Raw genomic sequence first — 20,917 nt, 5'->3', positions numbered from 1 at the left:
AATTATTGAATTATTGCTTAGTTGCTCACTTGGCGGCTTCGACTTCGGCGATGGAGGCCTTGGCGGCTTCCACCACGTGCTCGGCGGTGATGCCGAGGTCGATCATGTTCTGAGCGCCGTCACCCTGCAGGCCGAACTGCTCGATGGAGACAGGCTTGCCGTAGGAACCGAGGTACTTGTACCACGGCATGGCAACGCCGGCCTCGACGGAGACACGAGCCTTGACAGCGGCCGGAAGCACAGCCTCCTTGTACTCGGCGTCCTGCTCCTCGAACCATTCCATGGACGGCACGGACACGACGCGAGCCTTGACGCCCTCGCCGGCCAGGGTCTTGGCGGCAGCCACAGCCCACTGGACCTCGGAACCGGAAGCCATGAGGATGACGTCCGGAGTACCCTCGGTGTCGACCAGGATGTAAGCGCCCTTCTTGACACCGTCCTTGGCCTTGGCAGCGGTCTCGGCAAGAACCGGGACACCCTGACGGGTCAGAACCATGGCGCCAGGCAGGGTGTTCTTCTTCTCGAAGAAGTAACGGTAAGCCTCGGCGGTCTCGAAGGCATCGGCCGGGCGAATGACCTCAAGCTGAGGAATCGCGCGGAAGGAAGCAAGGTGCTCAACCGGCTGGTGGGTCGGGCCGTCCTCGCCGACGGCGACGGAGTCGTGGGACCAGATGTACAGGTTCGGGATCTGCATGAGGGCGGCCAGACGAACGGCGGAACGCTCGTAGTCGGAGAACATGAAGAAGGTGCCGCCGAACGGACGGGTGTGGGAACCCAGCAGGATGCCGTTGGTGATGCAGCCCATGGTGAACTCGCGCACGCCGAAGTGCAGCTGGCGACCGAACTCGTTGCAGTTCGGCCACTGCTTGGTGGCGCACTCGGCCGGGGCGAAGGTGGCAGCGCCCTTGAGGTCGGTCTTGTTGGAGCCACCGAGGTCGGCGGAGCCGCCCCAGAGTTCCGGCATGACGGCGGCGATGGCGTTGAGCACGGAGCCGGAGGCGCCACGAGTGGCGACACCCTTGCCGACTTCGAAGGTGGCCTCAAGGTCGTCAAGGGCCTTGTCGAAGCCTTCCGGCAGTTCACCGGCCTTCAGACGGTCGTACAGGGCGGCCTTGTCCGGGTTGGCCTTGCGCCAGGCGTCGAACTTCTCGTCCCAGGCCTTGTGGGCCTCCAGGCCGCGATCGGCGACCTTGCGGGCGTGGGCCAGGGCTTCTTCGTCGACGTGGAAGGACTCCTCCGGATCGTAGCCGAGGAGTTTCTTGAGGCCGGCGACGGCCTCGGCGCCCAGCTTGGAGCCGTGGGAGGACGGGTCGTTGGTCTTGCCCGGGGTCGGCCAGGCGATCAGGGAGTGGACCTTGATGAGCTTCGGCTGGTCCGGGGCGGCGGCTTCGGCCTTGGCGATGACGTCGGCCAGACCCTCGATGTCCTCCTTGTAGGAGCCGTCGGGCTGGATGAAGCTGAACTCGTCGGTGTACCAGCCGTAGGCCTGGAAGCGCTTGAGCACGTCCTCGGCCAGCACCAGGTTGGTGTCGCCTTCGATCTGGATGCGGTTGGCGTCGAAGATCACGGTCAGGTTGCCGAGCTTCTGGTTGGCGGCCAGGGAAGCGGCCTCGCCGGAGATGCCCTCCTCGATGTCGCCTTCACCACAGATGGCCCAAATCTTGTGGTAGAACGGGGAATCTTCCTTCGGGGTCTCCGGGTCAAGCAGACCGCGCTGGAAACGCTCGCCGTAGGCAAAGCCGATGGCGGAGGCGAAGCCCTGGCCCAGAGGGCCGGTGGTCATTTCGATGCCCGGGGTCAGGCCGTACTCCGGGTGGCCCGGGGTGCGGGTGGCAGCGCCGCCACGGAAGTTCTTAAGGTCGTCCAGGGTCACGCCGTAGCCGGAGAAGTACAGCTGGACGTACTGGGTGAGGGAGGCATGGCCACCGGAAAGGATGAAGCGATCGCGGCCTTCCCAGTTGGGATCATTCGGATCGTGCTTGATGAAGTGCTGGTACAGCGTGTAGGCGACGGGCGCCAGGGAGACGGGGGAGCCGGGGTGGCCGGAGCCTGCCTTCTCAACCGCGTCAGCCGAAAGGACCTTCGCCATCTTGATGGCGCGCTCGTCGAGCTCGGTCTCCTTGAATTCGGTCATGGATTACTTTCCTTCCAATTGGTCGGGCCGCGTATCCGGCTTGTGCCGGGCGCTTGACGCCCTCACATTGCGATTACCATGCTAGCGTCGGTTTGCGACGTTGCGGTGCAATTTTGGCGTGTTTTGGTAGTTTGTGTTCTGTTAGCGTTCACAGTGAACATTGCTACGCTGCAAACGAACGCATTAGCACTCAAGCCTAAGGAGTGCTAATACAATGTTCTAAGGTGAAGTGCGCCACCTGCACGTGGCGGAGCCAAGAAAGAGGCAATATTTCTGGGTTCCCGCGTGTCGCGGCGTGGCGAACCGACCGTCGGGGTACGCCCTGAGTGAACCGTGACTGATATGAATATGTATGCATATATAAGGAGGCGCGCATGACGCAATCAAGACGCATGCTGGTGCTGCGCGCCGTGGTGGAGGATTACATCCGTTCTCAGGAGCCCGTGGGCTCCACTTCGCTGACGCGCGACCATGATCTCGGCGTCAGTTCGGCCACCATCCGTAACGACATGTCCGCTCTGGAGGATGAAGGATATCTGATTCAGCCGCACACTTCGGCCGGTCGTGTGCCCACCGAAAAGGGCTATCGATACTTTGTGGACCGACTTGCTACCGTGGTGCCGCTCAGCGAGGCGCAGCGCCGCGGCATCAACAGCTTCCTGTCCGGATCGGTGAGTCTCAAGGACGCGCTGCAGCGTTCGGCACGACTGTTGTCCGAAATCACCGGTCAAGTGGCCATAGTCACCTCGCCATCGCTGGCCAAGGCCACATTGCGGCACGTGGAGATGGTGCCCGTTGCCATGACCACGTTGCTCGCGGTGGTGATTACTGACACCGGCCGCGTGGCCCAGCACGGCCTGACCATCGCATCCATGCCCGCCGTGGACGAGATCAACCGGCTCTCCAACACCGTCAACGAACAATGTGTCGGACTGTCCCTATCGAAATCCGCGGAGACCGTGCGATCCATCGCCGCCAGCGCCGGCTACGAGTCGGTGCGCGGCGTGGCCGACGCGCTGGCCGACGCCTTCGAATCGATGGCATTGGACGAACGCGCGGACGAACTGTACATGTCCGGCACCTCGCACCTGGCCCACTCCCGGTCCCTGGCCGATCTGGCCCCGCTCTTCGACGCGCTGGAAGAACAGGTCGTGCTGATGAAGCTCATGAGCAACCTGAGTGAGGAGACGAATGCATCCGGCGTGGGCGTGGCCATCGGCTCCGAAATGCACACTCCCGGCCTACTGCATGCCTCCGTGGTCAGCAGTGGCTATGGGCGCAGCGGTGCGGCGGGCGAACCGGCGGGGAACGATCCCGTAGGCGAACCCGAAACCGAATCCGAGACGGAGAGCCAGACGAACGACACGGAACCCATCGCCTTCGTCGGCTCCATAGGGCCGACCCACATGGACTATGCGGCCACTATGGCCGCCGTCAGGGCCGTAGCCAGATATTTGACCGCCTTCCTCTCCGAGGGCCGGACCCAAGACTGACCGCCGTCTGTGGCACAATGACCCGCAGACCAAACGAACACAAAGGATCAATCAAGTGGCAGATTATTACGAGACGCTGGGTGTGGAACGCGGCGCCAGTGACGACGAGATCAAGAAGGCATACCGCAAGCTCAGCCGTAAGTACCACCCCGACATCGCGGGCCCTGAATTCGAGGACAAGTTCAAGGAAGTGAACAACGCCTACGATGTGCTGTCCAATCCGGACAAGCGCCGTATGTATGATTCGGGCGTCGACCCGAACGATCCGAACGCCGGTGCCGGCGGCTTCTCCGGGGCGGGCTTCGGCGATATGAGCGACGTGTTCTCCACGTTCTTCGGTTCCGCGTTCGGTGGTGGCTCACAGGGCCCGGTGCCGCGTACCCAGCCCGGCCGCGACGCCCTGGCCTCCGCGTCCATCGACCTGAAGACCGCCGTGTTCGGCGGCACCGCGCACGTCAAGATCAGCACGTTCTCCCTGTGCCAGGAGTGCGGCGGCTCCGGCGCCCAGGGCGGCGCACAGCCGGTCACCTGCCCCGACTGCCACGGCCAGGGATTCATGCAGAAGGTCGTGCGCACCATGCTCGGCCAGATGATGACCTCCGCCCCCTGCGAACGTTGCGAGGGCCACGGTACCATCATCAAGAACCCGTGCCCCAGCTGCATGGGCCACGGCCGTGTGCGTACCACACGTACCGTGGGCGTCACCGTGCCCGCCGGCATCAACGACAACGCGCGTCTACGTTTGGCCAACCAGGGCGAAGTGGGTGAGGGCGGCGGCGCTGCCGGCGACCTGTACATCGACATTCGCATCAAGGCGGATAAGCAGTTCACCCGCGATGGCGACGACCTGCACTGCTGGATTCAGGTGCCGATGAGCTGGGCCGTGCTCGGCCACGATCTGTCCATTGACACGTTCGATGGTGAGAAGACCGTGTCCATCCCGGCCGGCTGCCAGCCTGAGGACACTGTGACGCTTAAGGGACTGGGCGTCACGAACATCCGCAACAAGGACGAGCGCGGCAACCTCATCGCCCACGTCAATGTGCTGATTCCCACCAAGCTCAACGAAACCGAGCGCGGCCTCATCGAACAGTTCGCCGCCTCGCACGATTCAGGCGCCACGCACGTCTCCCAGGCATCCCGTCCACAGGCTGGCCAAAAGAAAGGCTTCTTCAGCAAGTTGAAGGACGCGCTGAGCTGAGAGTGGATGCGTTCTTGGCTCCCCTCAGAGAGGGGAGCCAAGTCTGTTACTTCAGCATGGAGCGGCACATGGAGCGGTATTCGTTGACGTAGCCGCCGCCGAAGAAGACACAGTGGCCGGCGATGGGGTAGAGCTGCCAGAGCGTGATACGCTCCTGCCATCCGGCCTTCAACGGATGCACGGACTGGTAGCCCTCGGTGATTTCGCTCAGATAGCTCATGCCGAACAGGTGCAGCATAGCCAGATCCTCCTCGCGATGACCGCCATGTGCCGCCGGGTCGATGAGCACAGCCTCGGGCTGCCCGGAATCGGCGGTCCACATCACATTGCCGCTCCACAGATCACCGTGGATGCGCGCCGGCTTGTCGGACGCGGCTCGGCCCATCAGATCCGGCAACGCTTCAATCACGCGCTCGGTCAGTTCGACATCGCGCTTATCCAGCTCGCCACGCCTCACACCAAGGTTGACCATCGGGCGCAGACGTCCATCAGCGAAATAGCTGATCGGGTCGGTCCACTCGCCGGTATCCATTTTCACTGGGTCCTGCAATGGTCCGAAATAGCATGTGCCGTTATATCCGTCAGGCGCAGACCCGAAATATTCGGCACCCACATCATGCATATGGGCCAGAGCCGCACCAAAAGCTCGTGCCGCCTGAGGCGTGGGGGACGCGCTGCCCACACGTTCGATATCCAGATAATCCTTGCCCCAGCCGTATACCTGCACCACGCGCGGGCCGCCCTGCGCATGAGCCGCTCCCAACCATTCGAGTCCTCGACCCTCGCATTCGAAGAATCCTTCCGGTGCGAATGCCCTGCTTTTGCGATACGTGGCCATAATGCTCCCTTCGTCGCTTACGTACTATATCCACTTTCATTGTAGAAGCCGTGGATGTTACCGATTCTTAGTGTTGTTCTACACCCCCTTGGATAGGGTGTTCATCGTCATAACACATCAAATACTTAGAAATCACGAGGGGTCATGAATTTTTTCCAAGCGATCATTCTCGGCATCGTTCAGGCGCTGACCGAGTATCTCCCGGTATCCTCCAGCGCGCATATCCGTATTTTCGGCGATTTGATGCTGGGCTCTGATCCCGGTGCGGCGTTTACCGCCATCATCCAAATCGGCACCGAACTTGCGGTGATTCTGTATTTCCGTCACGACATCATCAATATCCTTACTCACTGGTTCAGCTGCCTGTTCGGCAAGAACGGCAAGGATTGGAAGGCCCGCATGGGCCGCGGCGACAATTACGCCACACTCGGCTGGAACATTATCGTCGGCTCGATTCCGATTATCATCCTCGGCTTCACTCTGCAGAACGTCATCGAGACCTCGTTGCGCAACCTGTGGATTACGGTAACCGTGCTGTTGGTATTCGGCATTCTGCTGTGGATGGTGGATGCCAAGGCTCGCCAGAACAAAACCATGAATGATATGACGTATCGTGATGCGTTCCTCTTCGGTTTGGGCCAGTCCATGGCGCTGATTCCTGGTGTGTCCCGCTCCGGCGGCACCATCACCGTCGGTCGCGCACTGGGCTACACGCGTGAGGCCGCTGTACGTCTGAGCTTCCTGATGGCCATCCCCGCGGTGTTCGGCTCAGGTTTGCTCGAAGCCATCAAGGCCGTGAAGAACTACAAAACCGATGCGATGTTCCCCGGCTGGGGGCCGACCCTCGTAGCCATGGTCATCAGCTTCGTACTCGGCTACATCGTGATCATCGGATTCCTGAAGTTCGTATCGAACTTCTCCTATAAGGCCTTCGCCATCTACCGCATCGGTTTGGCTGTGGTCGTCGCCTTGCTGCTGATTGTGGGCGTGCTGCCGGCCATCGATCCCTCCGTGGCGGCTGCGGCATAAGACGGGTCGATAGACGACTCCAATATAATGGTGCTCCCGCTGGCGGGAGCCGTCAGCGAAGCTGACTGGGGGTGGTCACTGGAATATGCCAGCAGAACCACCCTCAGTCTCGCTACGCGAGCCAGCTCCCGACATTTTGTGCGACGTGCACATGGTGCACTGCTATGAACAGCCCACAGGGCTGTTCATCCAGCGGGAGCACACCATATATGGGCTAATTGCCCATCTGGCGCAGAAACGCTTCTGCTTCTTTGACTAGTTGTTCGGCCTGGGGCGCTCCCAAGGAAGCCTCCGCCTCGGCTTTCTGCTGCAAGTCGTAGTCGTGCTCCAAATGCTCCACGTAATCGTGAAGCTGGTCATTACAACGAACCAGTATCGAGGCTTGCGCCTTCCACTGTTCGGCTTTCTGCTTCAGATCTGCCGTATCGAAGGTGAAGCCGATATGCTTGCCCAACGCATCCAGCAATCGCATAGTGCCGGCAGAACATTCGTCGCTGCCCAAATATTGGGGGATGGACACCCACATCGAGGAATGAGCAAAACCTTGCTGCGCGGCGGCCACATCCAAAACGGTAGGAATGCCTACCGGGCCGTTATACGACCGGTCTCCTTCGCATTGACAGTCTCCGTCGCTGACGGCGATGGGCAACGGACGGGTATGCGGGCAATCGGAGAACATCGAACCTAACGTAATGATCCGATTGACATCCAGCTCATCGGCAATGGCCAGACTCTGGCTACAGTATTCCTTCCACCGATAGTTCGGTTCGGGGGCGATCTGCGCATAGATATGCTTGCCTGCGTCCAACGTGATGTCGTAGAACGTGGTCTGCGGCCAGATAAGATTGGTGCGTCCCGAAACATGGCACAGCATAGGACGGGCAACCTGATAGTCATAGAAATCATCACATCTAATATGACGAATCTCGCGGGACTCATATCGCTTGACCAGATGGCGCACCGCGTTCGTCGCCGCCTGACAGGCATCATTCCATCCCTCGAATGCGGCGATCAATACTGCGCCGGTGTCCTTCGCTGCTTCACTCATACCTCTAGAGTAACTGGAGTTCATTGCCCGAAGCGCACGCTTTAGCCATAAGCGAGAGTATGCAATTACAGGCGACACGCCGCAGCTGGACGAACTACACGCATGTGTGTATAGTAAACACTCGTGCTTCGGCAGGGAGACCTCGCCAAGGAAACACACGCGGACATAGCTTAGTTGGTAAAGCGCAACCTTGCCAAGGTTGAGACCGCGGGTTCGAGTCCCGTTGTCCGCTCTAGGTCCGTGAGTTGACAGACCTTACGGTGGGTTAGCCAAGCGGTTAGGCAGCGGCCTGCAAAGCCGTATAGACGAGTTCGACTCTCGTACCCACCTCTCAGACCAGCGAAGCAATTCAATGGAATGAAATATGACCCGGGCGGTTGGCGCAGTGGTAGCGCACTTCCCTGACACGGAAGGGGTCACAAGTTCGAATCTTGTATCGCCCACGAAAGTCGAAGCAATTCGACTGGATATAACTAAAGAACCGAATATTCGGGCGATTGGCGCAGCGGCTAGCGCACTTCGTTCACACCGAAGGGGTCGTAGGTTCGATTCCTACATCGCCCACTGGATTCCGCTTCTCACGGCGGATTCCTTTGCGGACATAGCTTAGTTGGTAAAGCGCAACCTTGCCAAGGTTGAGACCGCGGGTTCGAGTCCCGTTGTCCGCTCCACAACGGAACCTCGCTTCGGCGAGGTTTTTTCGTATTGGTTCAGATGCTGGTGGTATTTGTCGCACGCCCAACCTATCGTGTCCTACGTTGATTAACCAGTCCAGGCCTGCACATTAGTACCGCGGGCCCCGATAGCAAAGGACAAATCATGGCGCAAGCTACCATCTCCATAACCGTCAACGGCGAAGCGAAGGAGGTGGAAGCAACCACCACCGGCGTAGAACTGTTCGCGGAAGACAAGAACATCATCGCGGTCAAGATCAACGGCGAGAACCGTGACCTGTACACGCCGCTGAACGATGGCGACACCGTCGACCCCATCGCCCTCGACTCCGAAGACGGCCTCGCAATCATGCGTCACTCGGCCACCCACGTCATGGCCCAGGCCGTGCAGGAAGTCTACCCGAACGCCAAGCTCGGCGTCGGCCCCGTCATCAAGGACGGCTTCTACTACGACTTCCAGGTCGACCAGCCCTTCACCCCGAACGACCTCAAGGACATCGAGAAGCGCATGCAGCGCATCATCAAGTCCTCCCAGTCCTTCCGCCGCCGTTCCGTGACCGAGGAAGAGGCTCTGAAGGAAGAGGCCGACCAGCCCTTTAAGATCGAACTGATCGAAGACAAGGAAGCACACCTCGACCCGGCCGCCGCCACCGAGATCTCCGAAAAGGAGCTCAGCTTCTACGACAACGTAGACCGTGATGGCAATGTGGTTTGGAAGGACCTGTGCCGCGGCCCGCACCTGCCGAACACCCGCTACATCAAGGCCTTCAAGATCGAGCGTTCCGCCGCCGCCTACTGGCGTGGTTCCGAGAAGAACCCGACCATGCAGCGCGTCTACGGCACCGCATGGGCCACCAAGGAAGACCTCAAGGCCTACCAGACCCGCCTGGAAGAAGCCGCCAAGCGCGATCACCGCAAGCTCGGCGCCGAGATGGACCTGTTCTCCTTCCCGGATGAAATTGGCCCCGGCCTGGCCGTGTTCCACCCGAAGGGTGCCGCCGTGATCAACGCTATGGAGGACTACTCCCGTGAGATGCACCGCAAGCACCACTACAGCTTCGTGCAGACCCCGCACATCACCAAGGGCGGCCTGTACGAGACCTCCGGCCACCTGCACTGGTACAAGGACGGCATGTACCCGCCCATGCACCTCGACGAGGAGAAGGACGTGGACGGCAACATCACCAAGCCGGGCGCCGACTACTACCTCAAGCCGATGAACTGCCCGATGCACAACCTCATCTTCAAGTCGCGCCAGCGCTCCTACCGCGAGCTGCCGCTGCGCCTCTTCGAGTTCGGCACCGTGTACCGCTACGAGAAGTCCGGCGAGGTCCACGGCCTGACCCGTGTGCGCGGCCTCACCCAGGACGACTCCCACATCTACTGCACCCGCGAGCAGATGAAGGACGAGCTCACCAGCCTGCTCACCTTCGTGCTGAACCTGCTCAAGGACTTTGGCCTGACCGACTTCTACCTCGAGCTGTCCACCAAGGACCCGAACAAGTACGTCGGCTCCGACGAGATCTGGGAGGAGGCCACCAACACGCTCGCCGAGGTCGCCAAGGAATCCAACCTCGAGCTCGTCGACGATCCGTGCGGCGCCGCCTTCTACGGCCCGAAGATCTCCGTGCAGGCCCGCGACGCCATCGGCCGCACCTGGCAGGTCTCGACCATCCAGCTCGACTTCAACCTGCCGGAGCGCTTCCAGCTCGAGTACATCGCGAAGGACGGCACCCACCAGCGCCCGGTGATGATTCACCGCGCCCTGTTCGGCTCCATCGAACGCTTCTTCGCCGTGCTGCTCGAGCACTACGCAGGTGCCTTCCCGGCGTGGCTGGCCCCCGTGCAGGTGCTCGGCGTGCCGGTTGCCGACGAGTTTGCCCCGCATCTGGCCGGCTTCGTCAAGTCCCTTGAAGATGAGATGGTCCGTTGCGAGATCGACTACTCCGACGATCGCTTCGGCAAGAAGATTCGCAACGCCTCCAAGTCCAAGGTGCCGTTCATCCTCATCGTCGGTGAGGAAGACATGAACAACAACGCGGTCAGCTTCCGCTTCCGCGACGGTAGCCAGCTCAACGGTGTGCCGGTGGACACTGCTCGCGAGCAGATTCTCACCGTCATCAAGAAGCGCGTCCAGGTGAACTCCGCCGACGACTTCAACGCTGCTGTGGCTGAGTGATGTGAATGGTACTGGCTCCCCTCTCTGAGGGGAGCCAAGAAAGGGTGCGAAAATGACTGACGTGCGTGTCGATAATCCGGCGGACTTTCCGCCTCAGGAGGACACGGTCGAACGACTGTGGACTCCGCAGCGCATGACCTATGTGCTGCGCAACAGCGAGGATCGCCCAACCAAGCCCAAGACGAAGGAATGCCCGTTCTGCGCCGGACCCAAAAAATCCGACGAAGACGGCCTCATCGCCTGGCGTGGCACGCACGTGTTCGCCATCATGAACCTCTACCCATACAATGTCGGGCATCTCATGATTTGCCCGTACCGTCACGTCGGATTCATCACCGAACTCGACGATGCCGAACTGTTCGAATTCGAGAAGGCCACCACCCTCGCCATGAAGGTGATGGAGACCGTCTCCCGTCCGGACGGATACAACATCGGCATCAATCAGGGCGAGGTCGCGGGTGCCGGAGTCGCCGCGCACCTGCACCAGCATGTGGTGCCGCGTTGGAATGGCGATGCGAACTTCATGCCCATCGTCGCCCAGACGCGTACCATGCCGATTCTGCTGTCCGACCAGCGAGACGCCTATGCCCAGGCATTCGAACAGCTGGCCCCGCAGTATCATTTGCCGCTTGCCTGACCGGGTGCGGCACCCGCGCAACCGGTTTTATCGGTACGCGCAATAAGACAATCATCGGAAACATTACGGGTATGTCTGATTAACGGCCTACAATCGTTTCGTTTGACATCATCCGTTTCAATAATTGCTAGGAGCATTATGTCAGGTCATTCCAAGTGGGCGACCACCAAGCACAAGAAGGCCGCCATCGACGCCAAGCGCGGCAAGCTCTTCGCCAAGCTCATCAAGAACATCGAAATCGCCGCCCGCCTCGGCGGCGGCGACCCGGACGGCAACCCGTCCCTGTACGATGCCATCTACAAGGCCAAGAAGGCCTCCATGCCGGCCGACAACATCGCTCGCGCCGTCAAGCGTGGTGCCGGTGCTGAAGATGGTGCCGCCAACTACGAAGACATCGTCTACGAGGGCTACGCTCCTGCCGGCGTTGGCCTCATCATCGAATGCCTGACCGACAACCGCAACCGTGCGGCCGCCGAAGTCCGTTCCACCCTGACCAAGGGCAACGGCTCTCTGGCCACCTCCGGCTCCGTGTCCTTCAACTTCGAGCGCAAGGGCCAGATCGTGGTGCCGTCCGAGGGCGTGGACTTCGACAAGCTGTTCGAAACCGCCGCCGAAGCCGGTGCCGAGGACGTTACCGATGACGGTGAAGTGTTCACCGTTGTGACCGGTCCGTCCGACCTGTTCACCGTGCGCAAGGCTCTGCAGGAAGCCGGCTTCGACTACGATTCCGCCGACCAGGTCATGCAGCCGAAGAACGAGGTCGAGTTGAGCCTTGAGGATGCCCGCAAGGTGTCCAAGCTCATCGACAACCTCGATGACCTCGACGATGTGCAGAACATCTACTCCAACTGGACCGCTTCCGACGAGGTGATGGCCCAGCTCGACGAGGAGTAATCCTCGTGATTATCCTTGGCGTCGACCCCGGGCTCACACGTTGCGGGGTCGGCGTGATCGAAGCCGGCGAGCACCGCCGGCTTTCGTTTATTCACGTGGACGTGGTGCGGTCCTCACCGGATATCACCCAGGATCTGCGTCTACTGGCCATCTACAACGGCCTGTCCGAGAAAATGGATCGCTTCGCACCCGATGCCGTATCCATCGAACGAGTGTTCGCACAATCCAACCGCAACACCGTACTCGGTACCGCACAGGCCGCCGGCCTCGCCATGCTCGCCGCCGCGCAACGCAATATTCCCGTGGCGTTGCATACGCCTACCGAAGCCAAGCTGGCTATCACCGGTAACGGGCAGGCGCAGAAGATTCAGGTGGAGCGTATGGTGACACGTATTTTGAACCTCACCAAAATGCCGACTCCCGCCGATGCCGCCGATGCCTTGGCTTTGGCCATTTGCCATGCGCTGCGCCCGGCAGGCGCATTGCAGGGCGGCGAACGCGAACAACATCTGACCGCCGCGCAACGCCAGTGGGCTGAGGCCGCACAGAAATCCACGCGCCGCCGCATCAACCACGACCGAGGCATGTAGTATACTTTCGAACAGTTGTTCGAGTCTTGAATCCTGGAGCCCTGAAGGAGTACCTGTATGATCGGCATGCTGACCGGGCGGGTTGAATCGGTCGAAACCGATACCGCATTGATTGATGTTGGGGGAGTGGGCTACGAAGTGCGCATGTCCGCCACCGACCTGAGCCGTCTGCACGCCGGGCAAGACACCCGCGTCTTCACCTATATGAACCTCTCTCAGGATGCCATTACCCTGCATGGATTCCTGGATCGGGACGCCAAGAAAACCTTTCTGCAACTCATCAAGGTCTCCGGCATTGGACCTAAAGTGGCCCAATCGTTACTCTCCACACTGACGCCGAGTCAGCTGGCCCACGCCATCGCCGACAACGACGCCACCGCGCTGGCCAAGGCTCCGGGGCTGGGCAAGAAGGGCGCACAGAAAATCATCCTCGAGCTTAAGGGCTCTATTGATTTGAGTCAGATCGAGGGTGCTTCCGCTCAGGCGGCAATATCCAAGTCTCCGGTGGATACCGGTACGGAACAGGTTGTCGAAGGACTGATTTCACTTGGCTGGCGTCAGCAGGACGCCCAACAGGCCGTTGCCGAGGCTTGCGCCGAAAACGATATTCCCACGCCGCTTGCCACCGACGATGTGCCGCGTGTGCTACGTCTGGCTTTGGCGCTGATGGATAGGGGCCGCTGATGAGCGAGACAACGGATTACGGAGCCTCCAACACCGGTGCCAACGAAGAGTCGTTGCGCATGGTCTCCTCCCAGCCGATCGGCAACGAGCCGGTCAGCGACGAGGAGCTGCGCCCCCATGTTCTCGAAGGCTTTATCGGACAGCCACGGCTCAAGGCCCAGCTGCAACTGTTCCTGGACGCGGCCCGCAAACGCGATGTGCCACCGGACCATATTCTGCTTGCCGGCCCTCCTGGCTTGGGCAAAACCACGTTGGCCATGATCGTTGCCAATGAGCTTGAAGTGCCGATTCGCGTGACTTCCGGCCCTGCGGTTCAACATGCCGGTGATCTTGCTTCGATTCTGAGCTCCCTCGACGTCGGCGAAGTGCTGTTCATCGACGAGATCCATCGTCTGCCGCGCGCCGCCGAAGAGCTGCTGTATATCGCGATGGAGGACTTCCGCGTCGATGTGATGGTCGGCAAAGGCCCGGGCGCAAGCTCCATCCCGCTGACCCTGCCGCGATTCACCGTCATCGGTGCCACCACGCGCGAAGGTATGCTGCCAAGCCCGTTGCGCGCACGCTTTGGCTTCACCGCACATCTCGACTTCTATCCGCATGAGGAGTTGGAAAAGCTCATCGAACGTTCGGCCAACGTACTGGGCGTAAACCTTGATGCGGGTTCCGCTCATGAGCTTGCGTTGCGTTCGCGCGGCACGCCGCGTATCGCCAACCGATTGCTACGCCGTGTACGCGACTGGGCCATCGTCCACGACCTGATCGTGGTGCGGCCGGACGACGTCAAGGAGGCGCTGGCCCTGTACCAGATCGACTCCGAAGGCCTCGACCGGCTGGACATCGCCGTGCTCAATGCCATCGTGCGCAACTTCAACGGTGGACCCGTGGGCCTGAACAATCTGGCGGCCATGGTGGGCGAGGAATCGGAAACCGTGGAAACCGTGTGCGAGCCGTATCTCGTGCGCGAAGGTTTTATGATTCGCACGCCCAAAGGCCGCGTGGCTACCGAGAAGGCATGGCAGCATTTGGGAATTACGCCCAAAGATGATGTCAGCAAGCTCTTCTAGACTTTCTCCTGTTTGCACACTTGGCGGCGTTTCGTCAATGTCGCTCGTTTGAAGGAGTTGTTTCGTGGAACAACAGTACATTATGCTCATCGTGATCGTCGTCGTGTTCGGCGGCATGATGTGGTGGCAGTCCAAGAAGGCCAAGCAGCAACAGCAGGAGAAGCAGGACTTCCGTCGCAACCTGCAGCCCGGCACCGAGGTCATCACCATCGGCCAGGTGATCGGCAAGGTCGTCGAAGTCGACGAGCAGTATGAGGAGATCGTCATCGACTCCGAAGGCTCCAAGCTGCGTTTCGGCTTCAACGCCATCGCCCGTGAGTACACCCGCCCGGCCTATGTGTCCGATGATGAGGTCGACGAGAACGGCAACCCGCTGCCCGACGAAGACACCGAGGCTCCGGCTAACGATGAGGCTGGTCAGGTTCCGATCGAGGCGTCCGTCGTGTCCGAGGAAGACACCGCTGACGAGACCGGTGACGACAACGAAACCAAGACGAAGTAAGCTGTTCGATTCGGTAGCACCATCCGCGTATCGCATCGCAAAGGCATAAAAGGGGCGAGCACTATGGCACAGTCGGACATCACCATCGACGCATTGAGCAAGGTAGGGCAACAGGACGCCGAATATCTGGTGTCCTTGGTGCGTTCCGTACCGGGGTTTCCCAAGGAAGGCATCATCTTCCGTGATTTCATGCCAGTGCTCGCCGACCCCAAGGGCTTGAAGATTCTGCTCAAAGCACTTGAAGAGGCCCTGCCGGTGTCCCCGAGCGAATTCGACTCCATTGCCGGTCTCGAATCGCGCGGGTTCCTGTTCGGCCCGGCCATGGCCGCCCATTTGGGCAAGGGTTTCATCGCCGTGCGTAAGGCCGGCAAGTTGCCGCCTGAAACCATCGGTGAATCCTATGACCTCGAATACGGCACGGCCAGTGTCGAAATCGAAACCGACGCCGTACAGGCAGGGAAGCGAGTGCTCATCGTCGATGACCTCATCGCCACGGGCGGCACCGCCAAAGCCGCCACCGACCTTATCGAAAAGGCCGGTGGCACCGTGGTGGGCTTCAGTTTCGTGATGCGGCTCGATGGCCTCGACGGTCTGGATAAGCTCGACGGCAAGCCCAGCAGCTCGCTGATCGCGATGCCGGCCTGAGATTTCGTCTCACCCAACGTACAGTCAGTTTTCAAGGTCCGGCATGTACTGTGTACAGTTACATGCCGGACCAATTACATAGTCAGGGAAGGATCGATGGATCTTTACGAATACCAGGCGCGTCAGCTGCTCGAGGAACAGGACATTCCCACCCCGGACGCCATCTTTGCCCAGAACTCCCATGAAGTCGCAGAAGCGGCGGACAAAATCGGCTATCCCTGCGTAATCAAGGCGCAGGTCAAGATCGGTCATCGTGGTCAGGCCGGCGGCGTCAAGATCGCCCATAACCGCGACGAGGCGATTCTTGAATCCGAGTCCATCCTGCCGATGACCATCCACGGGCACAAGGTTTCCGGCGTGCTTGTAGCCGAAGCCAAGAACATCCTGCACGAATACTACGTGTCCATCTCCGTGGACCGCACCTCGCGCGACTTCGACGTGCTGGCCACCGCTAACGGCGGCACCGAAGTCGAGGAAATCGCCAAGGAACATCCGGAGGCCGTCAAGCGCCTGCACATCGATGCGCTCGGTGACTTCGACCTGGCCGCTGCCACCGAAATGGCACAGAGCATCGGCTTCTACCACGCGGACGTCGATCAGGCCGCACAGATTCTGCTCAAGATGTGGCGCTGCTTCAAAGACAACGACGCCACGCTCGTGGAAATCAATCCGCTCGCCAAGATCGGCGACCCGGATGACGAATCCACCAAGCAGCTGAGCGCCTTGGACGCCAAGATCTCCTTGGATGACAACGCCTCCTTCCGCCATGACGGCTGGGCGCGTTTCGTGGATCCCATCGTTCCCGACCCCTTCGAACAGCGCGCCCGCGAACACGGCCTGCACTACGTGCACCTGCACGGCGAGGTCGGTGTGATCGGCAACGGTGCAGGACTCGTCATGAGTTCCCTGGATGCCGTCTCCGGCGCTGGCGAGGAACAGGGCACCAACATCAAGCCCGCCAACTTCCTGGACATCGGCGGCGGCGCCTCCGCAGCCGTCATGGCCGAAAGCCTGGAGATCGTACTGTCCGACCCTCAGGTCGAATCCGTGTTCATCAATGTCTATGGCGGCATCACCTCCTGCGTGGAAGTCGCCAACGGCATCCTCGAAGCGGTCGCCAAGCTCGGCGGTTCCAAGCCGATCGTTGTGCGCTTCGATGGCAACGCCGCCGCCGAGGGCCTGCATATCCTCGCCTCCGCCAATAACCCGAATATCCATGTGTCCGAAACCATGGAAGGCGCGGCAGCCAAGGCCGCGCAGCTCGCCGGTGAGGCGACCCAGTCCAAGGAGGTTCGCTGATGCTGTTCATCGAAGACGGCGCTCCCGTTATCGTCCAGGGCATGACCGGCCATCAGGGCATGACCCATACGGCTCGCATGCTCAAGGCCGGCACCAATATCGTCGGCGGCGTGAACCCGCGCAAGGCCGGCACATCCGTCACCTTCCCCGGTGCCAAGAACGGTGCCGACGCGGACATCCCCGTGTTCGCCACCTGCGGCGAAGCACGTGAAGCCACCGGCGCCAAGGCCAGCGTGGTGTTCGTGCCGCCGAAGTTCGCCAAGTCCGCCGTGGTCGAAGCCGTCGAAGCCGGCATCGAACTCATCGTGGTCATCACTGAAGGCATTCCGGTGGCCGATTCCGCATACTTCGTCGAACTGGCGCTCAAGAAGGGCGTGCGCATCATCGGACCGAACTGCCCTGGTCTCATCACGCTCGGCAACCCCGGCGTCAATCTGGGCATCATCCCCGACGGCATCGTCGGCCGCGGCCCGCTCGGACTGGTCTCCAAATCCGGCACCCTCACCTACCAGCTCATGGGCGAATTGTCCGATATCGGCTTCACCGCCTGTCTCGGCGCCGGCGGCGACCCGATCGTCGGCACGACGCTGCTGGAAGCCCTGCAGGCATTCGAAGCCGACCCCGACACCAAGGCTGTCATGATGATCGGCGAAATCGGCGGCTTCGCCGAACAGGACGCCGCCGCATGGGCCAAGGAGCACATGACCAAGCCGGTTGTCGCCTACATCGCCGGTTTCACCGCCCCCGAAGGCAAGCAGATGGGCCACGCCGGCGCCATCGTCTCCGGAGGCAAGGGCACCGCCCAGGACAAGAAGAACGCGCTCGAGGCGGCGGGCATCCCCGTGGGCAAGACCCCGGGCCAGGCCGCCGAAATCATGCGTGACGTACTCGCCAAGGCCAACATCGACTGATCGGTTCCAACCAATCGTGATGAAAGCCGTGATTCGCCAATGGGTGCGGGGAGCCATAGTCGCCCTCGCATCCATGGCCATCTATGCCGTTGCATTAGGCTGCTATACAGCGCTGATGTTATTGGTCGTCTCTATGGAAGAGGGCGGCGACAATCTCACCGTCGGCACAACCTCGCTGACACAGGCCGTTGTGCTTCTGAGTGAGGGATCGGGCTTTAGAACCGATTCGTTCACCCTCACCATCACGCCATTGCTGTTGACCATACTGCTGATATGGCTGATCAATGCACTCACCATGCGAATCAAGGCATACGGGCCGCATGCGTATGTTGCCGGATTGATTGTTTGGCTCGGGTTGAACGAGGCATTCCGGCAATCCGTGCACCTAGGTCTTGTCGATGACCAGTGGCTGGTGTTGCTGAAAGCAGCCATCGTATTCTCGATCGGTTTCCTATGCGCAGCCGTACCGGAATCAGCCAAAATGCGAGCATTCAGGGACTGGACTCGCAAGCAGGTGCCGGCGGACATACGCCACTGCCTGAAAATCGGCGTCGCCTTGGCCGTCGCGATACTGAGCATATATCTGGCAATTGGATTGATTACCGTCATCGTATGGTCGGTACGCAACCATGCCGCTGTCGTATCGTTGTTCGAATTGTCCGGGATGGAAACAGGTTCACGAATTCTCACCACCGTCGCCATGCTGATCTGGCTACCCAACGTCATGCTCTGGGCTGTTTCCTGGCTCTTCGGCGGCGGATTCGCCATCGGTGATTTGGCCAGTTTCACATTATGGCTCGGCCAATCCAAAGAGCTTCCTGCAATTCCGGTATTCGGTATTCTGCCCGAACCGGTCAGCAGCGAACTATGGCGTACCGTTGCCTTGAACGCGCCTCTCGCCATCGCTGCGCTCGTGGGCCTGCTGGCTGTATTCCTACCGCAAGGATTCGCCTGCAGACCGTTGAATGTACGGGATACGTCCACCCGCGGCCCGGTACTGGTTTCGCTGATCTACTCCGCCGGGGCATTCTGCCTGAGCGCGATGCTGATCTCACTGGCATCCACATTGCTGTTCGCTCTGTCCAATGGATCGCTTGGCGATCATCGTCTTGCTCACATAGGCGTCGACGTCATGGCCTCCACCAGAGTCGTCGGTCATTCGACCGCACTGGGACTTACCGCGGCATGGCTGCTCGCGCTGATTGGCACAGCGCTCGTTTTTCCGATAGTCTGGTTGGTTGAGAGAATCAAGGATTCCCGCACCACCGCCGCGACATCGAAGACCGCCACCGTTCATCAGGCGCGGTTCCTAGCGTCACAACCACAAGAATCCAAGGAGGAACAGGATGACAAACACGAACCGACCGATACGTCGAGCACTGGTCTCGGTCTTTCATAAGGAAGGCATCGAAGTACTCGCGGAAGCGTTCGTGAAGGCCGGCACCGAAGTCGTTTCCACTGGTTCGACCGCCAAGAAGCTTGCCGAACTGGGCGTCAAAGTAGCCGAGGTGTCCGATGTCACCGGATTCCCCGAATGCCTCGACGGCCGCGTCAAGACGCTGCACCCGTACATTCACGCCGGTATTCTGGCTGATATGACCAACCCCGAGCATGCCAAGCAGCTCGAGGAGTTCGGCATCAAGCCGTTCGACTTGGTGGTCGTCAACCTGTACCCGTTCGCCGACACCGTGCGCTCCGGCGCCAACGAGGCCGATACCATCGAGAAGATCGACATCGGCGGCCCCTCCATGGTGCGCGGCGCGGCCAAGAACCACGCCACCGTGGCCATCGTCACCGACCCGGCCGATTATGCACTGGTCGCCTCCCGCGTGGCCGACGGCACCGGCTTCTCCTTGGACGAGCGCAAGTGGCTTGCCGCCAAGGCCTTCGCGCACACCGCCGCCTATGACGCCACCATCAACGAGTGGACCGCCAAGCACTGGCCCAAGCCGGCCTCTCTGGACGCCGTCGAGGTGGACAAGGACGATCAGGGCACTGAAGTCGATTCCGCCAAGTTCCCGGCCCAGTTCACCCGCACCTGGGATCGTGCGCACACCCTGCGCTACGGCGAGAACTCCCACCAGCAGGCCGCCCTCTACATCGACCCGCTCAACCAGACCGGTTTCGCCCACGCCGAGCAGCTCGGCGGCAAGCCGATGAGCTACAACAACTACGTGGACGCGGACGCCGCCTGGCGCACCGTATGGGATATGGCTCCCGCCATTGCCGTGGCCGTAGTCAAGCACAACAATCCGTGCGGTCTGGCCATCGGCGCGACCGCGGCCGAGGCCCACAAGAAGGCTCACGCCTGCGACCCGATGAGCGCCTACGGCGGTGTGATCGCCTGCAACTCCAAGGTCACCCTTGAGATGGCCGAAAGCGTGCGCCCGATTTTCACCGAAGTCATCGTCGCCCCCGACTATGAGCCGGCCGCGCTCGAACTGCTGCAGACCAAGAAGAAGAACCTGCGCATCCTCGAGGTGGCCGAGCCGCCGAAGGGCCACGAGGCCATCCGCCAGATCGATGGCGGCCTGCTTGTGCAGGACACTGATCTGATCAACGCCGTCGGCGACGATCCGGACGCCTGGAAGCTCGTGGCCGGCGAGGCCGCCGACGCTGACACGCTGAAGGACCTCGTGTTCGCATGGCGTGCAATCCGCTGCGTGAAGTCCAACGCCATCCTGCTGGCCCACGACCAGGCCACGGTTGGCATCGGCATGGGCCAAGTCAACCGCGTGGACTCCTGCCATTTGGCCGTCGAGCGCGCCAACACGCTGGCCGATGGTGCCGATCGCGCCACCGGTGCGGTCGCGGCATCCGATGCGTTCTTCCCGTTCGCCGATGGTGCCCAGGTGCTTATCGACGCGGGCGTCAAGGCCATCGTGCAGCCTGGCGGCTCCATCCGCGATGAGGAGGTCATCGAAGCGGCCAAGAAGGCCGGCGTGACCATGTACCTCACCGGCACCCGCCACTTCTTCCACTGATCGGGACTCTCTGAGGGGAGCAGCTCAGCCAAAACGCACAAAGGTGGGATTCCGCCTGACCCGTCAACGGGTCCAAGCGGAATCCCACCTTTGCTATTCGCCTGCTATTGT

The 20,917-nt window shown here is 60.8% G+C and carries 18 protein-coding genes and 5 tRNA genes; 20 read left to right on the top strand and 3 right to left on the bottom strand.

The features are described from left to right. Nucleotides 1–25 precede the first annotated feature (25 nt). Complete coding sequence (gene tkt / locus BLLJ_RS05660) at nt 26–2,134, bottom strand: transketolase (RefSeq protein WP_013140777.1); 2,109 nt, start codon at nt 2,132–2,134, stop codon at nt 26–28. Nucleotides 2,135–2,508: 374 nt separating this feature from the next. On the opposite strand from tkt, the gene hrcA reads away from it, so the two are divergent. Together hrcA and dnaJ are read left to right on the top strand one after the other, a co-directional pair. Continuing rightward, the gene (gene hrcA, locus BLLJ_RS05655) at nt 2,509–3,627 is read left to right on the top strand and encodes a heat-inducible transcriptional repressor HrcA (RefSeq protein ID WP_007052793.1); all 1,119 of its coding nucleotides are present in this window, start codon (nt 2,509–2,511) and stop codon (nt 3,625–3,627) included. A gap of 55 nt (nt 3,628–3,682) precedes the next feature. Further along, on the top strand, nt 3,683–4,828 hold the full coding sequence (dnaJ, locus tag BLLJ_RS05650) for a molecular chaperone DnaJ (RefSeq protein WP_007058814.1): 1,146 nt from the start codon (nt 3,683–3,685) through the stop codon (nt 4,826–4,828). A 46-nt stretch (nt 4,829–4,874) separates the two neighbouring features. On the opposite strand, the gene BLLJ_RS05645 is transcribed toward dnaJ, so the two are convergent. Then, entirely contained in the window at nt 4,875–5,666 is a 792-nt protein-coding gene (locus BLLJ_RS05645) for a fructosamine kinase family protein (RefSeq protein WP_007055152.1), read from the bottom strand. A gap of 144 nt (nt 5,667–5,810) precedes the next feature. Here BLLJ_RS05645 and uppP point away from each other — a divergent pair, with 144 nt between their 5' ends. Continuing rightward, a complete protein-coding gene (uppP, locus tag BLLJ_RS05640) occupies nt 5,811–6,695 on the top strand; it encodes an undecaprenyl-diphosphatase UppP (RefSeq protein ID WP_007055147.1) in 885 nt (294 codons plus the stop codon). A gap of 214 nt (nt 6,696–6,909) precedes the next feature. Here the strand turns inward: uppP and BLLJ_RS05635 are convergent, their stop codons facing one another. Then, nucleotides 6,910–7,743, bottom strand: a complete 834-nt coding sequence (locus BLLJ_RS05635; RefSeq protein WP_007058657.1) for a PAC2 family protein — start codon at nt 7,741–7,743, stop codon at nt 6,910–6,912. A 159-nt stretch (nt 7,744–7,902) separates the two neighbouring features. Here BLLJ_RS05635 and BLLJ_RS05630 point away from each other — a divergent pair. The 17 genes from BLLJ_RS05630 to purH all read left to right on the top strand — a co-directional run bounded on the left by BLLJ_RS05630 (nt 7,903) and on the right by purH (nt 20,806). Continuing rightward, nucleotides 7,903–7,975, top strand: a tRNA-Gly gene (locus tag BLLJ_RS05630). A gap of 27 nt (nt 7,976–8,002) precedes the next feature. Next, nucleotides 8,003–8,073 (top strand) — tRNA-Cys (locus tag BLLJ_RS05625). A gap of 41 nt (nt 8,074–8,114) precedes the next feature. Further along, a tRNA-Val gene (locus BLLJ_RS05620) sits at nt 8,115–8,186 on the top strand. A 48-nt stretch (nt 8,187–8,234) separates the two neighbouring features. Next, a tRNA-Val gene (locus BLLJ_RS05615) sits at nt 8,235–8,307 on the top strand. A 31-nt stretch (nt 8,308–8,338) separates the two neighbouring features. Next, nucleotides 8,339–8,414, top strand: a tRNA-Gly gene (locus tag BLLJ_RS05610). A 148-nt stretch (nt 8,415–8,562) separates the two neighbouring features. Further along, nucleotides 8,563–10,596, top strand: coding sequence for a threonine--tRNA ligase (thrS, locus tag BLLJ_RS05605; protein WP_013582765.1), 2,034 nt, complete (start codon nt 8,563–8,565; stop codon nt 10,594–10,596). Between the two features lie 52 nt (nt 10,597–10,648). Continuing rightward, on the top strand, nt 10,649–11,233 hold the full coding sequence (locus tag BLLJ_RS05600) for an HIT family protein (protein ID WP_007052854.1): 585 nt from the start codon (nt 10,649–10,651) through the stop codon (nt 11,231–11,233). A 138-nt stretch (nt 11,234–11,371) separates the two neighbouring features. Next, a complete protein-coding gene (locus BLLJ_RS05595) occupies nt 11,372–12,127 on the top strand; it encodes a YebC/PmpR family DNA-binding transcriptional regulator (protein ID WP_007052855.1) in 756 nt (251 codons plus the stop codon). 5 nt (nt 12,128–12,132) lie between these two features. Next, entirely contained in the window at nt 12,133–12,717 is a 585-nt protein-coding gene (ruvC, locus tag BLLJ_RS05590) for a crossover junction endodeoxyribonuclease RuvC (RefSeq protein ID WP_007055752.1), read from the top strand. Nucleotides 12,718–12,774: 57 nt separating this feature from the next. Continuing rightward, the gene (gene ruvA, locus BLLJ_RS05585; protein WP_007057108.1) at nt 12,775–13,401 is read left to right on the top strand and encodes a Holliday junction branch migration protein RuvA; all 627 of its coding nucleotides are present in this window, start codon (nt 12,775–12,777) and stop codon (nt 13,399–13,401) included. After that, complete coding sequence (ruvB, locus tag BLLJ_RS05580; protein ID WP_007057107.1) at nt 13,401–14,465, top strand: Holliday junction branch migration DNA helicase RuvB; 1,065 nt, start codon at nt 13,401–13,403, stop codon at nt 14,463–14,465. Before ruvA ends, ruvB begins: the two co-directional genes overlap by 1 nt. Nucleotides 14,466–14,547: 82 nt before the next feature. Next, nucleotides 14,548–14,967 (top strand): preprotein translocase subunit YajC, encoded by a 420-nt coding sequence (locus BLLJ_RS05575; RefSeq protein ID WP_010080657.1) that lies wholly within the window; start codon nt 14,548–14,550, stop codon nt 14,965–14,967. Between the two features lie 63 nt (nt 14,968–15,030). Beyond that, nucleotides 15,031–15,612, top strand: a complete 582-nt coding sequence (locus BLLJ_RS05570; protein WP_007052860.1) for an adenine phosphoribosyltransferase — start codon at nt 15,031–15,033, stop codon at nt 15,610–15,612. A gap of 96 nt (nt 15,613–15,708) precedes the next feature. Further along, nucleotides 15,709–16,911 (top strand): ADP-forming succinate--CoA ligase subunit beta, encoded by a 1,203-nt coding sequence (gene sucC / locus BLLJ_RS05565; protein ID WP_007052861.1) that lies wholly within the window; start codon nt 15,709–15,711, stop codon nt 16,909–16,911. Next, nucleotides 16,911–17,822, top strand: coding sequence for a succinate--CoA ligase subunit alpha (gene sucD, locus BLLJ_RS05560; RefSeq protein ID WP_007052862.1), 912 nt, complete (start codon nt 16,911–16,913; stop codon nt 17,820–17,822). The genes sucC and sucD overlap by 1 nt, the downstream gene beginning before the upstream one ends. 19 nt (nt 17,823–17,841) lie before the next feature. Beyond that, a complete protein-coding gene (locus BLLJ_RS05555) occupies nt 17,842–19,221 on the top strand; it encodes a cell division protein PerM (RefSeq protein WP_016507687.1) in 1,380 nt (459 codons plus the stop codon). Next, entirely contained in the window at nt 19,169–20,806 is a 1,638-nt protein-coding gene (purH, locus tag BLLJ_RS05550) for a bifunctional phosphoribosylaminoimidazolecarboxamide formyltransferase/IMP cyclohydrolase (RefSeq protein WP_032740837.1), read from the top strand. The genes BLLJ_RS05555 and purH overlap by 53 nt, the downstream gene beginning before the upstream one ends. Nucleotides 20,807–20,917: the final 111 nt, after the last annotated feature.

This window comes from Bifidobacterium longum subsp. longum JCM 1217 (genome assembly GCF_000196555.1).
Lineage (GTDB): Bacteria > Actinomycetota > Actinomycetes > Actinomycetales > Bifidobacteriaceae > Bifidobacterium > Bifidobacterium longum.
The sequence above is the reverse complement of the archived record's forward strand: the minus strand, read 5'-3'. Positions and strand labels throughout refer to the sequence as shown.

What these genes read in the sequence shown, in the direction of transcription:
- tkt (WP_013140777.1), bottom strand. Translation starts at nt 2,134, where the DNA reads ATGACCGAATTCAAGGAGACCGAGCTCGACGAGCGCGCCATCAAGATG.
- hrcA (WP_007052793.1), top strand. Translation starts at nt 2,509, where the DNA reads ATGACGCAATCAAGACGCATGCTGGTGCTGCGCGCCGTGGTGGAGGAT.
- BLLJ_RS05645 (WP_007055152.1), bottom strand. Translation starts at nt 5,666, where the DNA reads ATGGCCACGTATCGCAAAAGCAGGGCATTCGCACCGGAAGGATTCTTC.
- uppP (WP_007055147.1), top strand. Translation starts at nt 5,811, where the DNA reads ATGAATTTTTTCCAAGCGATCATTCTCGGCATCGTTCAGGCGCTGACC.
- BLLJ_RS05635 (WP_007058657.1), bottom strand. Translation starts at nt 7,743, where the DNA reads ATGAGTGAAGCAGCGAAGGACACCGGCGCAGTATTGATCGCCGCATTC.
- thrS (WP_013582765.1), top strand. Translation starts at nt 8,563, where the DNA reads ATGGCGCAAGCTACCATCTCCATAACCGTCAACGGCGAAGCGAAGGAG.
- BLLJ_RS05600 (WP_007052854.1), top strand. Translation starts at nt 10,649, where the DNA reads ATGACTGACGTGCGTGTCGATAATCCGGCGGACTTTCCGCCTCAGGAG.
- BLLJ_RS05595 (WP_007052855.1), top strand. Translation starts at nt 11,372, where the DNA reads ATGTCAGGTCATTCCAAGTGGGCGACCACCAAGCACAAGAAGGCCGCC.
- ruvA (WP_007057108.1), top strand. Translation starts at nt 12,775, where the DNA reads ATGATCGGCATGCTGACCGGGCGGGTTGAATCGGTCGAAACCGATACC.
- ruvB (WP_007057107.1), top strand. Translation starts at nt 13,401, where the DNA reads ATGAGCGAGACAACGGATTACGGAGCCTCCAACACCGGTGCCAACGAA.
- BLLJ_RS05575 (WP_010080657.1), top strand. Translation starts at nt 14,548, where the DNA reads ATGCTCATCGTGATCGTCGTCGTGTTCGGCGGCATGATGTGGTGGCAG.
- BLLJ_RS05570 (WP_007052860.1), top strand. Translation starts at nt 15,031, where the DNA reads ATGGCACAGTCGGACATCACCATCGACGCATTGAGCAAGGTAGGGCAA.
- sucC (WP_007052861.1), top strand. Translation starts at nt 15,709, where the DNA reads ATGGATCTTTACGAATACCAGGCGCGTCAGCTGCTCGAGGAACAGGAC.
- sucD (WP_007052862.1), top strand. Translation starts at nt 16,911, where the DNA reads ATGCTGTTCATCGAAGACGGCGCTCCCGTTATCGTCCAGGGCATGACC.
- BLLJ_RS05555 (WP_016507687.1), top strand. Translation starts at nt 17,842, where the DNA reads ATGAAAGCCGTGATTCGCCAATGGGTGCGGGGAGCCATAGTCGCCCTC.
- purH (WP_032740837.1), top strand. Translation starts at nt 19,169, where the DNA reads ATGACAAACACGAACCGACCGATACGTCGAGCACTGGTCTCGGTCTTT.